General features: G+C 71.8%; 8 protein-coding genes. 4 read left to right on the top strand and 4 right to left on the bottom strand.

From position 1 onward, the window contains the following. Positions 1-2,232, bottom strand: coding sequence for an RICIN domain-containing protein (locus tag O1R50_RS15445; protein WP_408612710.1), 2,232 nt, complete (start codon positions 2,230-2,232; stop codon positions 1-3). 203 nt (positions 2,233-2,435) lie between these two features. Here O1R50_RS15445 and O1R50_RS15440 point away from each other — a divergent pair, with 203 nt between their 5' ends. Both O1R50_RS15440 and O1R50_RS15435 read left to right on the top strand, forming a co-directional pair. Next, on the top strand, positions 2,436-7,031 hold the full coding sequence (locus tag O1R50_RS15440; RefSeq protein WP_270110982.1) for an ATP-dependent helicase: 4,596 nt from the start codon (positions 2,436-2,438) through the stop codon (positions 7,029-7,031). Between the two features lie 84 nt (positions 7,032-7,115). After that, the gene (locus tag O1R50_RS15435) at positions 7,116-7,397 is read left to right on the top strand and encodes a glutaredoxin domain-containing protein (RefSeq protein ID WP_270110981.1); all 282 of its coding nucleotides are present in this window, start codon (positions 7,116-7,118) and stop codon (positions 7,395-7,397) included. Between the two features lie 35 nt (positions 7,398-7,432). On the opposite strand, the gene O1R50_RS15430 is transcribed toward O1R50_RS15435, so the two are convergent. The 3 genes from O1R50_RS15430 to O1R50_RS15420 form a co-directional block, all read right to left on the bottom strand. Then, entirely contained in the window at positions 7,433-8,713 is a 1,281-nt protein-coding gene (locus O1R50_RS15430; RefSeq protein ID WP_270110980.1) for a cellulase-like family protein, read from the bottom strand. Between the two features lie 87 nt (positions 8,714-8,800). Then, complete coding sequence (locus tag O1R50_RS15425; protein WP_270110979.1) at positions 8,801-11,113, bottom strand: beta-galactosidase; 2,313 nt, start codon at positions 11,111-11,113, stop codon at positions 8,801-8,803. Next, positions 11,110-14,718, bottom strand: coding sequence for a DUF5107 domain-containing protein (locus tag O1R50_RS15420; protein ID WP_270110978.1), 3,609 nt, complete (start codon positions 14,716-14,718; stop codon positions 11,110-11,112). The genes O1R50_RS15425 and O1R50_RS15420 overlap by 4 nt, the downstream gene beginning before the upstream one ends. A 29-nt stretch (positions 14,719-14,747) precedes the next feature. Here O1R50_RS15420 and O1R50_RS15415 point away from each other — a divergent pair, with 29 nt between their 5' ends. Both O1R50_RS15415 and O1R50_RS15410 read left to right on the top strand, forming a co-directional pair. Beyond that, complete coding sequence (locus O1R50_RS15415; RefSeq protein WP_270110977.1) at positions 14,748-15,677, top strand: helix-turn-helix domain-containing protein; 930 nt, start codon at positions 14,748-14,750, stop codon at positions 15,675-15,677. A gap of 50 nt (positions 15,678-15,727) precedes the next feature. Continuing rightward, positions 15,728-17,791 (top strand): beta-galactosidase, encoded by a 2,064-nt coding sequence (locus O1R50_RS15410; RefSeq protein ID WP_408612706.1) that lies wholly within the window; start codon positions 15,728-15,730, stop codon positions 17,789-17,791. The last annotated feature ends 45 nt before the right edge of the window (positions 17,792-17,836 follow it).

Here is a 17,836-nt window from a genome sequence, read left to right as displayed (position 1 = left end):
TCAGGCCGCGGCCCAGGCGAACTGCTGGTTCTGGCCGCCGTTGCAGGTGTACTGCTGCAGCCGGGTGCCGTCGGCGGTCGAGCTGCTCGGCACGTCGAGGCACTTGCCCGAGTGGCGCGCGACGAGCCGCACGTAGGCGCCGCCCGCGTCGACGACCTCCCACTGCTGGTTCCGGCCGCCGTTGCAGGTCCACTGCACGACGCGCGCGGCGTCGGCGGTCGAGGCGCTGTTCACGTCGAGGCACTTGCCCGAGTGGCCCGCGGTGATCTGGTAGTAGCCGTTGCCGAGGCTCTGGAACCGCCAGGTCTGGTTGGCGCCGCCGTTGCAGGCGTACTGGGCGACTTCGGCGCCGTTCACGGCTGAAGCGGCGACCACATCGGCGCACTTCCCGGAATGCCGCGCCGCCAAGGTCACCGCGCCGGCGGCCCCGTCGGACAGTCGCCATTCCTGCGAGCCGTTGCTGTTGAGCGGCTGCAGGGTCGCCGGGACGCCTTCGCCGCCGCCGGTCAGGTACAGGCTCGTGTTCGCGGTCGACTGGAACCGGTAGTAGCCGTCGCTGGTGGCGACGAGGTTCCATGTGCCCGTTCCGGTGTCGTCCACCCAGCTGCCGATCCGCTGGCCCGCCGCGGCGTTCGCGGTCCAGATCCCCGCGGCGCGGCCGCCCGACTTGTTCAGCAGCGTCACGGACTGGCCGCCTTTGGTGGCGAGGTGCCAGTACTGGGTGTCGGGAACCGCCGTGGCACCAGGTGCTTCGAGGACGACGTCGGGGACGTCGCCGTTGCCGAGGTTCGCGTCGGTGCTGTTGCCGCCCGTGCCGAGGACCTGGCCGGTCTGGCGGTTCACCAGCTGGTGGTACGCGCCGTCCGAGTCGCCGAGGTCGACCTCGCCGAAGCGGATGATCGCGGCGCTGGTCGGGCCGCCCCACGTGCCTTGCAGGATCGACACGCGGCCGGTGCCCTCCACGTACTGGAGGGAGCGGCTGTACCCGGCGCCGATGTTGGTCTGGTGCTCGGTCCAGGTGCCGGTGCTCGAACCGGTCTCGTTCACCCAGACGCTGCCGCTGCCGGAGGCGTTGTAGACGATCCGGCCGTCAGGGAGTCCGATGAGGACCGGGCTGCCGCCGGTCGAGAGCGTGCGCGAGCCGCTCGCGACCGGGAGGCCGCCGATTTCCGAACCGGCTTGGCCGCCGACCGATCTGAAGTCGAGCGGGCTGTTAGCGACCTTGTAGCGGACGTTGGCGCCGCCGCCCCAGTACTCGAAGGTGAGGAGCCACTTGCCGTCCGAGGTGGGCGCGACGGTGGTCATGCCCGGGCGGCCGCCGCCGATCTCGGTCTTGCCGCCGCCCATGTTCACGTTGAGGCCCGCCACGTCGACGATGGGGCTGGACCAGGCGGCGCTCGTGCCGTTCCAGGTCTTGTGCACCAGGACCTGCCCGTGGGAGTCGGGCGCGGTGGCGTTGGCGGGGTCGAGGATCGGCACTCCGGCGGCGGTGACGCCGATGTAGTCGTTCTCGTCCGAGTAGTAGGCGACCAGTTGTCCGTTGTGGACCATCAGGAAGGGTTCCCAGACGGGGTCGACCTGGCGGTAGGTGTTGGCCGCGGCGACGTTGACGCCCGTGGCGCCGGCGCTGCCGCCCTGCCAGCCGCCGGTGGCGATGATGTTGACGACCTTCCAGGTCGCGCCCTGGTCGGTGCTGGAGTAGAGCGCGAGCGCCATGTCGCTGCGGTCGCCGTCGTTGGTGGGCACCCAGTTCGGATCGGCGGCCTTGCGCTCGAGGAAGTAGTGGTCGTCGCCCGTGACGATGCTGGCGAGCAGCAGGGTCCCGGCCGAGAGGTTCCCGACCTGCTGCGGGAGGGCGTAGAGGTACGGGCTGCCCCAGTGGCTGATGTACCGGTCGTACGCGGGGTCGCTCGAGAGGTACGCGGGTGCGGGCACCTCGGTGAGGTGCTGCCAGCTCGTGCCGTGGTCGTCGCTCTTGTAGACGGGAAGGGTCTCGCCGTCGGCGCTGCCGGAGGGGGCGACGACCGCGTTCTCGAAGGCCGCCACCAGGCGGCCGCCCGGCAGCTGCGCGGACTTCGGGTAGACCGCGCAGTTCCCCAGGCCCTTCAGGCATTCCCGGTCGCCGAGGTCGTACAGGACCCCGCCCATCGGGTTGTACGCCTGCGCGGGCGCCGACGGTGCGAGCACCAGCGCCGCCGCCGCGAAGAGCGCGGCCAGCGCCCTCCACCACATGGATCTCTTCGGCTTCATCGCCACTCCTCAAGGGGACGCTTGCGGTGGGCGCGAACGCCTGGCCCGGCGCCCGCTCCCGTGTTCGTGGCTCAACCTAGCAGAAATGTTGTCGAAAACATAGACGGGTGTCGAGGTATGAGCGCGCGTGCTCGGATCCGGGAACCGCGGCGGTCATGTCGGCGCTCCGGGGCACCATTGACGGCATGGCCCGTTCTCCTCGCAAATCCGCGCTCGACCGGTTCTTCCCCGCGACCGCGGCATGGTTCGCCGACGCGTTCCAAGCGCCGACGCCCGCGCAGGAGAGCGCCTGGCGGGCACTGGCCGAGGAGAAGGACGTCCTGGTCGTGGCGCCCACGGGCTCCGGCAAGACCCTGGCCGCGTTCCTCTCCTCGCTCGACGCCCTCGCCTCCGCGCCGCCGCCCGACGACCCGAAACTGCGCTGCCGGGTCCTGTACATATCGCCGCTCAAGGCCCTCGGCGTCGACGTCGAACGCAACCTCGCCGTCCCGCTCGAGGGCATCCGCGCCGAAGCGGCCCGCCTCGGCCTGCCCGAGCCCGAGATCCGCGTCGCGGTGCGCTCGGGCGACACCCCGCCCGCCGAGCGACGCTCGATCGCGGTCCGGCCGCCGGACATCCTCATCACCACGCCCGAGTCGCTGTTCCTGATGCTGACCTCGAAGGCGAGGGAGGCGCTGGCGGGCGTGGAGACCGTGATCCTCGACGAGGTCCACGCCGTCGCGGGCACCAAGCGCGGCGCGCACCTCGCGCTCTCCCTGGAGCGGCTCGACCAGCTCCTCAAGCGGCCCGCGCGCCGGATCGGCCTCTCCGCCACCGTCCGGCCGGTCGAGGAGGTGGCCCGTTTCCTGTCGCCGCAACGGAACGTGGCGATCGTGCAGCCGCCGTCGGCGAAGGTGTTCGACCTGTCGGTGGTAGTGCCGGTCGAGGACATGGGCGACCTCGCGGCTGCCCCGGCGCCGGGCGCTTCCGCGGCGGCCGAGGCGCGCGCGGCCGGGTCGATCTGGCCGCACGTCGAGGAGCGCATCACCGACCTCGTCGAGCGGCACCGGTCGACGATCGTCTTCACCAACGCGCGCCGCGTGGCCGAGCGGCTTTCGAGCAGGCTCAACGAGATCGAGCATGAGCGCTTGACCGGCCGGAGCCTGCCCGAGGACCACGGCCCGGCCGAGATGATGGGCAACGCCTCGGTGACCCCCGCCGCGCCGCAGGTCCTGGCCCGCACCCACCACGGCTCGATCTCGAAGGAGCAGCGCAAGCAGGTCGAGGAGGACCTCAAATCAGGCCGTCTTCGTGCCGTCGTCGCCACCTCCAGTCTGGAGCTCGGCATCGACATGGGCGCGGTCGACCTCGTCGTGCAGGTCGAGGCCCCGCCGTCGGTCGCGTCGGGGCTGCAGCGCGTCGGGCGCGCCGGGCACCAGGTCGGGGCGGTCTCGCGCGGTGTGTTCTTCCCCAAGACCCGCGGCGACCTCGTGCAGTCCGCGGTGGTCGCCGAGCGCATGCGGGAGGGCGCGATCGAAGCGCTCACCGTCCCCGCGAACCCGCTCGACGTGCTCGCCCAGCAGATCGTCGCCATGTGCGCGATGGACGACTGGACCACCGCCGACCTGCTCGCGGTGGTGCGCCGCTCCGCCCCGTTCGCCTCGCTCCCCGAGTCCGCCTTCGAGGCCACATTGGACATGCTGGCGGGCAGGTACCCGTCGGACGCGTTCGCGGAGCTGCGCCCGCGTCTGGTCTGGGACCGCGCGAGCGGGAACCTGACGGCCCGCCCCGGCGCGCAGCGCCTCGCCGTCACCTCCGGCGGCACCATCCCCGACCGCGGCCTGTTCGGCGTCTTCCTGGCGGGCACCGATCCCAAGCGCGGCGGCGGCCGCGTCGGCGAACTCGACGAGGAGATGGTCTACGAGTCGCGGGTCGGCGACGTGTTCTCGCTCGGCACCTCCTCCTGGCGCATCGAGGAGGTCACGCGCGACCGCGTCGTGGTCTCCCCCGCGCCCGGCGTGCCCGGCAGGCTCCCGTTCTGGATCGGCGACAACCTCGGCAGGCCGCTCGAACTCGGCCGCGCCCTCGGCGCCTTCACCCGTGAGATCGCCTCGCTGCCCCGGGACCGTGCCCACAAGCGGCTCAACGCCGCGGGCCTGGACGACTTCGCCGCCCGCAACGCCCTCGCCTACCTCGACGAGCAGCGCGAGGCCACCCGGCACGTCCCGGACGACCGCACCATCGTCGTCGAGCGCTTCCGCGACGAGCTCGGCGACTGGCGCATCGTCGTGCACTCCCCCTTCGGCGCCCGCGTCCACGCGCCCTGGGCGCTCGCCCTCGGTGCGCGCCTTCGCGAACGGCACGGCGTCGACCCGCAGCTGATGCACCACGACGACGGCATCGTGCTGCGCCTGCCGGACACCGAGGACTTCGGCTTCGACCCCGCCGACCTCGCCTTCGACAAGGGCGAGATCACCGACCTCGTGACCGAGGCCGTCAGCGGCTCGGCCCTGTTCGCCTCCCGCTTCCGCGAGGCCGCCGCCCGCGCCCTCCTGCTGCCCCACCGCCAACCGGGCAAGCGCCAGCCGCTGTGGCAGCAGCGGCTGCGCTCCTCCCAGCTCCTCGAGGTCGCCGCGCAGTTCCCGTCGTTCCCGATCATCCTCGAAGCCGTCCGCGAGGTCCTCCAGGACGTCTACGACGTGCCCGGCCTCGCCGAGCTCATGGGCGACATCGAAGCCCGCCGGGTGCGGCTTGTCGAGATCGCGACTCCGGAGGCCTCGCCGTTCGCTCGCTCCCTCCTCTTCGGATACGTCGCCCAGTTCATGTACCAGGGAGACACACCGCTCGCCGAACGCCGGGCCGCCGCGCTGTCCCTCGACTCGCGGCTCCTCGGCGAACTCCTCGGCCAGGCCGAACTGCGCGAGCTGCTCGACCCGCAGGCGCTCGAATCCCTTGAGCGCGAACTGCAGTGGCTCACCGAGGACCGCCGCGCGCGGGACGCCGAGAGCGTCGCCGACCTGCTGCGCCTCCTCGGCCCCCTCCGCGACGACGAGCTCGCCGAGCGCGGCGCGGAGCCCGCCTGGGCCGCGGCATTGGCCGGGGCCGGACGCGGCTTCCGTGTGCGCATCGCCGACCGGGACCATTGGGCCGCGATCGAGGACGCGGGCCGCCTCCGGGACGCCCTCGGCGCCGCGATCCCCGCTGGCGTTCCGGACGCGTTCCTCGAACCGGTCGCCGATCCCCTCGGCGACCTCTTCGCCCGCTACGCCCGCACCCACGGCCCCTTCACCTCGGGGGACGCGGCGGCCCGCTTCGGCCTCGGCACCGCCGTCGCCGACGGCGTCCTGCAGCGCCTCGCCGCCGACGGCCGCCTCGCCGGGGGCGAGTTCCGGCCCGGCGGTGAGGGCCGCGAATGGTGCGACGCCGCGGTGCTGCGCCGCTTGCGCCGCCGTTCGCTTGCGGCCCTTCGCAAAGAGCTCGAACCTGTCGCCCCTGCCGCGTTCGCCGCGTTCCTGCCCGGATGGCAGCACGTCGGCGGCGGCCTCAGCGGCGTCGACGGACTCGCCCGCGCCGCCGAGCAGCTCCAGGGCGTGCCGGTTCCCGCCTCCGCGCTGGAGAAGCTGATCCTGCCCGCTCGCGTCGCCGACTACGTCCCCGTCTTGCTCGACGAGCTCACCGCCTCCGGCGAGATCCTGTGGGCCGGGGCGGGCGCGATCCCCGGCAAGGACGGCTGGGTCGCGCTCTACCCGGCCGAGACCGCACCGCTGTTCCTCCCGGAACCTACGTCGTTCGACGCGGGACCGCTCCACAGCGCACTGCTGGAGGCGCTCGCGGGGGGCTTCGGCCTCTTCTTCCGCCAGCTCGCCGAGCAGGCCCGCGCCGAGCACCCCGAAGCCTCGGAAGGCCAACTCGCCGAAGCGCTCTGGGACCTGGTCTGGGCCGGTCGCGTCACCAACGACACGCTCGCCCCGCTCCGCGCGTACCTCGGCTCCGGCAGCGCACCGGGAGCGACCGCCCACCGGGCCAAACGCGCGGTCCCGCGCGGGCGCTACTCCCCCGGTGCGGGCTCGGGCTGGCGCGAGTTCCGCGCCGGGACCGGCATCGCCGTCATGCCCACAGTGGCCGGACGCTGGTCGCTGCTGCCCGCTCCCGCGACCGACCCCACGGTGCGGGCGCACGCCCTCGCGACGACGCTCCTGGACCGCCACGGCGTGGTCACCCGCGGCGCGGTGGCCGCCGAGGACGTCGAGGGCGGCTTCGCGAAGGCCTACCGGGTCCTGTCGGTCTTCGAGGAGTCGGGCAAGGCCCGCCGCGGATACGTGGTCGAAGGGCTCGGCGCGGCCCAGTTCGCCGCCGACGGCGCCGTCGACCGCCTGCGCGCCGTCGCGGCCGATCGCGAGCGCCCGCACGAACCCGACGCGGTGGTCCTGGCCGCGACCGACCCCGCCAACGCCTACGGCGCCGCCCTCCCATGGCCCGAACCGCCCGCGGGCGCGGGCCACAAGCCGGGCCGCAAGGCCGGTTCGCTCGTCGTCCTCGTCGACGGCGCGCTGGTGCTCTACCTCGAACGTGGCGGCAAGACGATGATCGCCTGGCCGGCAAGCGAATCGGATGGGATCGCTGGCGACGGCCGGATGCGGGCCGCCGTCGACGCCCTCGCTGACGCGGTCCGCGCCGGAGCCGCCGACGTGCTGTCGATCGAACGCGTCAACGATGCTACGGCGCTCGCCACACCCCTGGGCCCGCTCCTGGAAGCGGCGGGTTTCCGCCCGACCCACAAGGCCTTCCGACTGCGCCCCTGACCGGCGTCTACCCGGCCACACTCCGGTGGCATCGGCCGACGGAGAGGCGTACCGTTCCACACCGTGAGAAGGGACGGTAGCGACATGACAGAAGGCAACGAGGCGGGCACCGCGCCGGCGCTCCGCGTATACGGAGCCGAATGGTGCGGCGACTGCCGCCGCACGAAGCGGCAGCTCGAGGGGCTCGCCGTCGGGTTCGACTACGTCGACCTCGAAGCCGACCCTGCCGCCGCCGATGAGGCGCGGCGCATCTCGGGCCGGACGAACATCCCCGTCGTGGTCTACCCGGACGGCTCCCACCAGGTCGAGCCGAGCAACGCCGAGGTCGAGGCGAAGCTCCGCGAGCTGTCGCTCCTCGACGCCTGACGGATGCCGGGGCCCGGTCCGGGCCCCGGCATCCGCTATTTCAGCGGCGCGAGCAGCGCGGCGTTGCATTCGCGCTGCAGATCCTCATCAGTCCACATGGGATGCTGCGGGGCGGCGTTGGAGCAGACGATCGAGCCCCAGGCCCCGACCCGCACGGAATGGGCGATCGCGTCGCGGCAGATCTGGGCGCCGACCGGTCCTTCCTCGAAACGGCCGTCACGGGGCGTGTAGCCGACCCAGCCCTCGCCGAAGAACACCGGGACACCCAGGCGCTTCGCGTGGTCGGCGGCTACGTCGATCCAGTCGCGCAGGCGGTTCGCCATCGCGATCCGGTGCGCGCCATAGCGGTCGTAGAGCCACCGGTCGAACTGCTCCGGATCGCACCAGTCGTGGACGTAGATCTCGGCGGGCTGCATGATCGAGGCCCGCAGCTTCCACGCCTTCGCCTCGGGCAGCCGCCATTCGGCGAGCGGCGGAGCGCCGGGACGGAGCAGTTCGGCGTCTGCGCGCTCCTGCGGGAACAGCGAGGGGTCGCGGCGCAGCCCGAACTCCTCCACGAGGTCGTCGAGGACGCCGTAGACGTACGGGTGGAAGCCGAGCGCGGTCGCGTTGCGCGGCAGGCCGCGCATGGACCCGATCGGGACGCCGCCGTAGTTCGGCGCACACAGGACCTCGGGGTGCCGCTCCCGGAACGCACCGATACCGGCTTCCAGGCGGCCTTGAAGCTCCACGACCACGTCCTCGACACCGGGCAGACCGGCCGTGATATGTCCGATCTGGACCTCGTTGTGCGGCTCCACACACGCGATCACATGCGCGAGACCGTGTTCGGCGAGGAAGTCGACGAGGTCCGCCTGGGCTTCGGCGAGAGCCGTGAGCCGGTCCTCGGGGTCGACGGCGTGCAGGGCCTCGTACCAGGCGGGGCCGTCCGCGAAGGCCGGGCTCTGCTGGTATTCCCACGACGAGGCGATCACCTTGACGCCGTAGCGGTCTGCGGCGCGGAACAACTCGAGCAGGTGGGCGCGGGCGTCGATCACCGTCGGTTCGCGCACGTCGTACCAGCGCACGCGCGAGCCGTAGCCGCCCGAGGCCGTGTCGCCGCCGAGCGGTTCGAGCCGCAGCGCCGTGGTGTCGATGCCGGACTTGAAGAGCAGGAAGGGCATCGCGCAGATGCGAACGGCGTTGTAGCCGAGGTCGACGGCGCGGGCGAACGCGGCGCCGAGGTCGGCGAAGGGCTCGCCGGGGCCAGTGCGCACGTACCAGGAGAAGTCCCAGAGGGTGATCGCCAGGCGTTCGGGCAGATGGTCGGGTATCACGATTGCGGCTCCTTGCGGTTGGAAGTCATGGGTTTCGGCCCGGAGGCCTGAGACGGGTTGCGGGCGTGGCGGACTGGCACGCCGGCATCACCGTTCGCCTTGGGCCCGGAGGCGGGCCCTGCCGACCCTGACGAGGGTCGCCGACGAGACGGCCACCCCGTCCTCGACATCGCGGACGGAAGGATCGACCCACACGCCCGTCTCTCGTCGCCACGGCAGGAGTTCGAGCCGCACGCCGTGCTCGGCCACGGCGTCCCGGTGCGGCGTGATCTCGATGTCCCAGACGCGGCCGTGCCAGAATTGATCGGACACGAAGCGGTCGCCGACGTAGGCTCGACCCGCATCACCGGTCCATTCCAGACGGACCAGGGCACGGTCGGCGCCTTCCAGGTCGGGGACGTCGACGTGTACGACTGCGGCCCCGGAGTAGTCGGTCGGAGCACTCAAGCGCCGCATCGGTCCGCCCCGCGCGGGTGCGGGCGCGGGACCGGCCGCCTGGCGGAACTCGACCGGCACGGGGACGGAACCGGCGTGATGCGCGCGCAATGTCCATGTCCGCCAAAGCCCCTCGTCACGGGGCGGGCCAAGGTCGGCGCCTTCGGCGCTGAACCCGTCGGGTGCGGGCCAGACAGCGACGGTCACTCCCGGGGTCTCGGGTTGGACGACGAGGTCGCCCGCCTCCGCATGGACGGGAGCATCGGCGAGGACGAGCCGGTCGCGTCCGGCGATCGGCAGCCGGTAGAGCCGGTTCGCGCTGGCCTCATCGAGCACCAGCAGCCGCACGCCCGCCAACTGGACGAGGCAGTCCGGACCCGGCGGCCCCGGCAGACCCACGATGGAGCCGTCGCCGAGGACGATCTCAACCGGGATGCCCTCGGTCGCCGCGAGTACCACCACCTCACCGTCCTCATCGGCCAGACGGGTGATGACCTGCGCTGTGGCGCTGCGCAATTCGAGGGCCGGCGTGAGCGCGTACCGCAGCGGCCAGACGAGCGAATGCCCGGCGGGCACGTCGATCGGCGCACTGGGCACGGTCACGGACGCGTCAGCGAAGCGGATCGTGAACTGGACGCCGGGCTGGCCCGCAATGGGACGCTTCGGCGGCTGGTAAGTGGTGAGGAACAGGTAGCCGCTGCGCCCGTCCGAGCGCACGGCCCACCGCGGTTCCTCGGGGTCCGCGCTGCCGCCGCCGAATTGGGTGGCCATCGCGGCGAGCCGGTGGCCCTCTTCGCGGAGCCACAGATGCTGGCGGCGCAGGTAGTGGTGGTGCGGGCGGATCTGGCCGTGCTCGCCGATCGGCGCGTGGAAGTCGTAGGAGAGCGCGGGCACGTCGTTGGGGTAGCCGGTGGCCTGCGATTCCTGCTCGGTCCCATGAGGTCCGGTGCGCTGGGTGCCACCGGCGTACATGTAGTAGCCCTGCCAGGCCGAGCCGGACCCGATCTTCGCGAGGGCGAGGTTCGCGACGTCCTCGCCCGAGACGAGGGGCCTGCGATGGTAGGCGACGTGCATGCCGCCACCGAGCTCGCAGGTCGCAAAAGGACGCAAGGTGTCGAGATGTGTTGCGGCGGCCGCGATCCCGTCGAGGGCTTCGCGCAGGTCGGCACCGACGCTCAGGTCGTCGCGGATCTCGGAATAGCGGAAGTGGAGGGGCGCGAACGCGGGCCACTCGGTGGCCTCGTCCTCCCAGAAGCCCTCGGCGTAGGCGCCGTACACGGGCAGCAGCGTGTCGGGGACCTGCGCTCCGCCCCAGCCGGTGGCGGTCCAGATCGGCACCCGCAGACCGGCCTCCTCGGCGATCTCACGGAGGACGCGGAGGTGTTCGGGCTGGTCATACAATTCGTTGTCGACCTGACCGCCGATGACCGGCCCGCCCTCCGCGTGGGTCAGGCCCCGCAGCTGGGCGGCGATCTGGGCGTAGAGCGGGCGTACGAGCGCCAGGTAGGCGGGGTCGTTGCTGCGGGGCTTGAGGTCGCGCCCGAGGAGCCAATCGGGGAAGCCGCCGTTGCGGGATTCGCCGTGCGCCCAAGGGCCGAGGCGGACGACGACGTCGAGGCCGCGGGCGGCGGCCAGTTCGGTGAAAGCGCGCAGGTCGAGGTTCCCGGTCCAGTCGAAGCGACCGGGCTCGGGTTCGTGTGCGGACCAGAAGATATAGGTGGCGACGGAGTTGAGGCCGCCTGCGCGGGCGTGACCGAGGACTTCGTTCCAGCGTTCGCGCGGCAGGCGGGAGTAGTGGATCTCGCCGGTGATCGGGATCCAGGGGCGGCCATCGCGTTCGATGTAGCGGCTGGTGACCGTAATGCGGTCCGGCGTACCGGCCGGTTCGCCGTAGGGCAGGTGTCCGCGAACGGGCAGTGCGGGTGTGACGGCGCGAAGGTCGCGGTGGTGTCCCTGATCGCTCATGCCGCTCCTTCACCCACGCGCACGCTCACCGCATCCGTCTCGGTCTTGACGGCTCGCGCGGCGGCGTTGAGCGGATCCCGCTCTAGGGCCTCGCGGGCAAGGATCGCGGCGCGACCGGGTTCGCCGTCCAGCGACGCCAGCTGCGCCCGCAGCACCAGGACCCGAAGGTCATGGGCGGCTTGGAGGTCCGTGGTGAACAGGAGCATGGCGGGCAGCGAGGTCGCGAAGTAGTCGATCGTCGCCGTGGCACCGGCCTGCTCGTCGATGTACCGGGCAAGGTCGTCGCGGAGTGCTCGGGCCGCTTCGGTTTCGCCGAGGCGTCGGAGCGCGCTGACCGCGGCGGCAGTGTGCTCGGAGTGGGCCTGCACCTGCATCGTCTGGAAGTCGCCCTGCTGGGAGGCGGCGGCACTCCAGGCGGCGCGGGCCGCTTCGGCGTCGCCCGCCGCTGCGAGGGCGTCGCCGAGCACGAGGTGGAGGTCGGCGGTGTTGGCGAGCGGGTGGCGGGCCTCGCCGAGGTTCGCGGGCGGCCAGAGCGCGGCCTTGGCATGGGCCACGGCCTCCTCTGGGCCGGTTGCGGCTTGCGATTCGACCTCAACGGAACGCGCGGTCTCGGCGCGGGCTGTCGTCTCGCTTGTACGGCTTCCGGCGATCGCCCGGCGTGCGAGGACGAGGTGCGCGTCCTCCCAGGCAGCCAGGACCCGCCCTTCTCCGCCTTCCCACGGCTGGAATGCGCGGCCCACGAGCACTTCGATGGCGTCGCAGGGCCGACCGCCCGCGGTCAGGAGCTCGGCGAACTGGACCGTGAGGTCGTCGCGCTGGTCGACGAGGTCGCGGCGAGGTTCCAGGGCGGCAACGCGTTTCGACGGATCAACACCGCGCCTCGCATCGAGTTGGTCGGCCTCGTACAGCAGGCGCGCGTCGTCGGGGGCCACCGTGCGGGCGCGCTCGTACCAACTGGCGGCGCGCTCGGCGTCGCCTTCGACGTTGTGCGCGGCCACGCCGAGGTTGCGCAGCACCACCGGATCGCCTGTCTCGGCGGCGACCTCCCAAGCAATGATCGCTTCGCGCTGGCGGCCCGCCGCGTACAGCCGATGCCCGGAGAGGGCGGCGAGGACCGGGTCCGCCGGACGGCGCTCGCGCAGCCGGGCGAGGGCATCGTCTTCGGTGTGCGAAGGGAAGCACCAGGTGCGGTCGAGTTCGTGAACACGTTGCAGCGCAGCATCGGCCACGTCCTCCTCGCCGCGTTCGAAGGCGAGGTCGGCGCGGTGGAGCCACGCAATCGGCGCGACGTTGACCTGGCCCGGAGCCGGTGCGAGTGCGGCGGCGGCCGCGAAACCCGCGATCGCTGCCTCGTCCTCGCCGATCGCCCGGTATTCGAGGGCGACATCGAGGGCGATCGTCGGATCGGTCGTCGGCGCCGCATCGAGGCCGAGTGGTACGGCAAGATCCCGAGCCCACGCGTCGAGTGGGTTGTCGCTCAAGGTGCCTCGCACGATCGCAGTCGCACGGACCCGATCGCCGCGCCGGAGCACCGCGACGGCGAGAAGGTTGCGGGCCTGCGTGTGGCGCGGGCTGCGCGCGACGGCCTCGCGAAGTTCGGCTTCGGCATCCCGCCCGGCGGCGAGGTCGAGCCTGGCGGTCGCGACGGTGGCGGGGTCGGCCCAGGCGCGGTCCCAGAGGGCTTTCCCGAAGGCCGCCTTGGCCTCGGCCTCGCGGCGCTGCCGGGCGAGGACGACCCCGAGCCGGTAGTGGGCCTCGCCGTCGCGCGGGTTCGGGTTACGCCTGGTCAGGCGCGCCACCGCCGCTCGAAGATGCGCTTCGGCTTCGTCGAGTCGCCCGGCGCGCGCCAGGCGTGCCGCCAGCGCGGTGTTGCACCGAGCGTCGCCGGGGTCGCGGCGCAGGGCCTCGCGCCAGTAGGGCACGGGCGAGCGGGTCGCGTGCCGGTACTGGTCGAGGTGGAGGCCGGTGAGGTAGAGCTCGTCGAGGGAGTGGATCGCTTCGGGCGCAAGCGGTTCAGTTGCGACCTCGGTTCCGCTGGGTGCGTTCACAGGCGCTGCGGCGGTCCCGCTCGGAGGACCGACGGCCTCGGTGGTGTTCTCGCTTGTCCGCTCAGCGGCTCCGACGGACCGTCCAGTCGTGGGCGGTTCGGCTCTCGGCCGCCAGGACACGAGGGTCCTGCCGCCATGCTCGACCTCGAGTTCGCAATCGGTCGGGTCGACCGCCGTTCCGGCCTGTGTCGATCTCCGGCTCGCGACCGCCGCACCGTCCCCGCCGTCAAGATCGAACGCCGCGACATGCGGCGCTCCCGGAGCGAGGTCGGCTTCCGTCTCGTAGACGGTTCGGTCGCCCGCCCGGAGTCGGATGACCGCGCCAGGCCGCGAGGTGGTCACTGCGGCGGCGACCCGGACTCGGGTGCCGTCCAGGTCGAGTCGGACAGCGGCATCCAATGTGGCCTGGTGGACGGGTCCGGTGTCCTGGATCGGGTACCAGTACTGGGAGAAGCTCCTGGTCTCGCCGGGGGCGAGGAACGCGAAGTCGGGCTGGTTGTCGGTGAAGACCCCGGCCATGAGTTCCACATAGGGCCCGCCGTCGTCGGTGAGGTGCCCGTCCCAGGCCCATCCGAAGGGGGCGTTTCCCCAGGTCCACTGCTTCTTGCCGGGTGCGATGCGGTGGTCGGCCCAGTGCACGAATCCGGCGCTGGCGGCGTGGTCGTAGCCGCCGAAGAAGTCGTCCTCGCTGCCGAGGCACATGTAGGAGGTGGGGACGGGGATGTTCCGGTACCAGTCGAGGCGATCGCCGCCTGAACCACGGCGGCCCGGGTAGTCGACGCCGTAGTAATGCCCCTGGGCTGCAGGGAAGGTGGTGGTGGCGCGCTTGGCGTGGTCGGCGACGACGCGTACGTCGGCGGGGAAGAACGACTGGTAGTCCTCCCCCGCCTTGGCGGCGACGTTGGCCCACCAGAGGAAGGTCTGGACGTCGTCGCTGCGGTTGACGAGGTGGCCGCGCAGTTCGATGAGCGCGCTCGCGGGCCGCAGCCTGATCCCGTGCATGCCCTGCATGCGGGCGAAGGGGTCGTGGTCGGAGCACCAGGCCGTCACGGCTCCGTCCGTTTCGGACTCGATCGCGCTCTCGACCGGGAGGTGGGTGGCGGGGCGGTGGTGCTGGGGCCAGTTGCATTCGACGCCGCCGGAGATCCAGGGTCCGGCGAGGCCGACGAGGGCGGGTTTGATGACGTCGTTGCGGTAGAAGAAGTCGTATCCGCGGGTCTTGTCGAGTCCGATGTGGATTCTTCCGCCGAGTTCGGGCAGGATCATCAGCCGCACGTACTCGTTCTCGAGGTGGATCGCGTCCCACTCGCGCGGGGCCTTCTCGCGTGCCACCGCGTCGATGAACGGCAGCGGGTAGACCGCACCCGAGGAGCCCTGGTAGACGCGCTGTTCGAGGTACGCCGGGTACAGGTCTGGTGAGGCGGGCGCGTAGGAGTCGATCGCGACCGGCTCGCGCCAGGCCTTGACCGGCCGGTCCGCGAGCGCGGCAGGGGCCTCGGGCAGGACGATTCTCGACGGCTCGGAGGGCATGTGCTCGACCTTACGAGCGCTTGACATGCCTGTCGATGGTCATTTCACTGGAGGGCATGGACGAAACCACGGTCGATGACGGCTCCGCGATCCGCGACGGCTTCTCCGGGCAGCGGATGCTCGTGGTCCCACGTGCTGCGGTCGCGAAGGCCCTGCGGCACCCGGTGACGGGCAAGCTGATGGTCACCGACGCCGGCCATTTCCCGCACGCGGCCCGGCACGGCCGCGTCCGTCCGCGCGGCGCGCGCGAGCACGTGCTGCTGGTCTGCACCGACGGCACGGGCTGGTGCCGCACCGAGGGCACCCGGTTCACGGTCTCCCGAGGGGGCACGGTGCTGCTCCCCGCCGACCGTCCGCACGCGTACGGCGCCCTCGAAGCGGATCCGTGGACGCTGTGGTGGTTCCACTTCACGGGCGTGGACGCGGCCGACCTGGTCCGGACCGCGCACGCGGCGGCGGGAGGCCCGGTGACGCACCTTCGCGACCCGGCGCCGGTGGTGAGCCTGGTCTCACAAGTCATCGACGCGCTGGACTCCGGGCTGACCGCGTCGGCGTTCATCGAGGCCGCCGGAGCGGCCTGGCACGCGCTCACCCGCGTGGTCGCCACCGGGCGGCGCGGACCCGGATCCGACTTGAGTCCCCTGGAGCGGGCCGCGGCGCATCTGCGGGCCGCCGCGCCGCGCCGCACCTCGGTCACCGCGCTCGCGGACATGGTGGGGCTCAGCGCTTCCCAGCTCACCGCACTGTTCCGCGAGCGGCTGGGTGTCACGCCGCTGCAGTTCCAGGTGCAGCTGCGGATGACCCGCGCCAGGGAGCTCCTCGACGGCACGGACCTGCCGGTCGCGGCGGTCGCCCGCGAGACGGGCTACGACGACCCGATGTACTTCTCGCGCCAGTTCACGCGCGTCCACGGCGTGAGCCCGACTGGCTACCGAAGCGGCGCGCACGGCGTTCGCGCCGCCGGATCCGATCACGATCCGGGTTGACAATCGGTGACTTTGCCATAGGGTCTTGATCGGTAAATGAACGGTGCCGAATGAAGGAAGTACGCCTCGTGAGCCGGAAGACCATCCGCCACGCGCCCATCGTCAAGGGCGTCCCCCACCTCCTGCACGGCGGTGACTACAACCCCGACCAGTGGCTCAGGACCAAGGACGAGACCTGGAAGGAGGACATGCGCCTCGCCCGCCTCGCCGGGGTCAACACCCTGTCGGTCGGCATCTTCGCGTGGGCCGCACTCGAACCCGAAGAGGGCCGGTACGAGTTCGGCTGGCTCGACGAGATCCTGGACCTCATGGCCGAGAACGGCATCACCGCCGTCCTCGCCACCCCCTCCGGCGCCCGCCCCGGCTGGATGAGCCACCGCTACCCCGAGGTCCTGCGGATGAACGGCGACCGCACGAAGAACCGCCACGGCGGCCGCCACAACCACTGCCTCACCTCGCCGGTGTACCGCGAGAAGACCCTGGCGATCAACACGGCGCTCGCCGAGCGCTACGGGAGGCATCCCGCGCTCGGCGTCTGGCACATCTCGAACGAGTACGGCGGCGAATGCCACTGCGACCTGTGCCAGGAGCGGTTCCGCGAGTACCTCCGGGACAAGTACGGCTCGCTCGACGACCTGAACGAGGCGTGGTGGAGCGCGTTCTGGGCCAAGACCTACTCCGACTGGTCCCACGTCGAGTCCCCGGGCGCCAAGGGCGAGCAGGACATCCACGGCCTGCAAGTGGACTGGATGCGGTTCACCACCGAGCAGTTCGTCGACTTCTACCTGCACGAGATCACGCCGCTCAAGGCGATCACCCCCGAGATCCCCTGCACGACCAACCTCATGGGCACCTACCCGGGCATCGACTACTACCGGCTCGCCGAAGTGCTCGACGTCGTCTCCTGGGACTCCTACCCGCAGTGGAACGGCACCGAGAGCGACGTGCGCACCGGCGTCGAGGCCTCGTTCCACCACGACCTGACGCGCAGCCTCAAGGGCAAGCCGTTCATGCTCATGGAGTCCTCTCCGTCGGCCACGAACTGGCGGCCGGTCGCCAAGCTCCACCGCCCCGGTGTCCACTTGCTCCAGTCGCTGCAGGCGGTCGCGCACGGCGCGGACACCGTGCAGTACTTCCAGTTCCGCAAGGGCCGCGGCGGTTCAGAGAAGTTCCACGGCGCGATCGTCGACCACGAGGGCACCGAGAAGACCCGCGTCTTCCGGGACGTGGCCGAGGTCGGCGAGCGCCTCGCCGGCATGGACGCGGTCGTCGGCACTGCAACCCCCGCAGATGTCGCGCTCGTCTACGACTGGCCCAACCGGTGGGCCCTGGACGACATGAGGGGCATGCTCCAGCAGAGGACCGGATACGCGCGCACGGTGATCGACCACTACCAGGCGTTCTGGCAGCAGGGCGTGCCGGTCGACGTGATCGACGGCTCGCTCCTCGCCGCTGAGGGCGGTCTGGACCGGTACAAGGTCCTCGTCGCGCCGATGCTCTACATGCTCAGGCCGGGCGTCGCCGAGGCCGTCGACGCGTTCGTCAAGCGCGGCGGCACCTTCGTCGCCACCTACGCCTCCGGGTACGTCGACGAGAACGACAAGACCTTCCTGGGCGGCTTCCCCGGCCCGCTGCGGGAGACGCTCGGTGTCTGGGCCGAGGAGGTCGACGCGCTTTACCCGGACGACCGGAACGCGATCGCCTGGAACGGCACGGAGTACGAGGCGTTCGACCTGTGCGAGCTGATCCACGCCGAGGGCGCTGAAGTCCTCGGCTCGTACGGCTCCGACTTCTACGCGGGCCGGCCGGCGCTCACCGTCAACCACCGCGGAGCGGGCCGGGCGTACTTCATCGCGGCGCGCACCGGCGCGGACTTCCTCGGCGACTTCTACGGCTCGCTGATCGCCGAGACCGGCGTCGAACGCGCCCTCGACACCGACCTCCCGGCGGGCGTCACGGCCCAGGTCCGCAGCGACGGCGACACCGACCACGTGTTCGTGCTCAACTGCAGCCCGACCCCGGCGACGGTCGACATCGACGGCGAGGCCCTGGAACTCGAGCCGTACGGGAACGCCGTGCTCGAACGCCCCCGCAAGGGCGGCAACGCTTCCTGAGGTCGCAAAGGCGGGGCCGAGCGATGGTCGCTCGGCCCCGCCCGT

The sequence above is a fragment of the Glycomyces luteolus genome (assembly GCF_027622875.1).
In the GTDB taxonomy this organism is placed as follows: domain Bacteria; phylum Actinomycetota; class Actinomycetes; order Mycobacteriales; family Micromonosporaceae; genus Glycomyces; species Glycomyces luteolus.
The sequence above is the reverse complement of the archived record's forward strand: the minus strand, read 5'-3'. Positions and strand labels throughout refer to the sequence as shown.

Coding starts and splice junctions, on each gene's coding strand:
- O1R50_RS15445 (WP_408612710.1), bottom strand. CDS start 2,232: ATGTGGTGGAGGGCGCTGGCCGCGCTCTTCGCGGCGGCGGCGCTGGTG.
- O1R50_RS15440 (WP_270110982.1), top strand. CDS start 2,436: ATGGCCCGTTCTCCTCGCAAATCCGCGCTCGACCGGTTCTTCCCCGCG.
- O1R50_RS15435 (WP_270110981.1), top strand. CDS start 7,116: ATGACAGAAGGCAACGAGGCGGGCACCGCGCCGGCGCTCCGCGTATAC.
- O1R50_RS15425 (WP_270110979.1), bottom strand. CDS start 11,113: ATGAGCGATCAGGGACACCACCGCGACCTTCGCGCCGTCACACCCGCA.
- O1R50_RS15420 (WP_270110978.1), bottom strand. CDS start 14,718: ATGTCAAGCGCTCGTAAGGTCGAGCACATGCCCTCCGAGCCGTCGAGA.
- O1R50_RS15415 (WP_270110977.1), top strand. CDS start 14,748: ATGGACGAAACCACGGTCGATGACGGCTCCGCGATCCGCGACGGCTTC.
- O1R50_RS15410 (WP_408612706.1), top strand. CDS start 15,728: ATGAAGGAAGTACGCCTCGTGAGCCGGAAGACCATCCGCCACGCGCCC.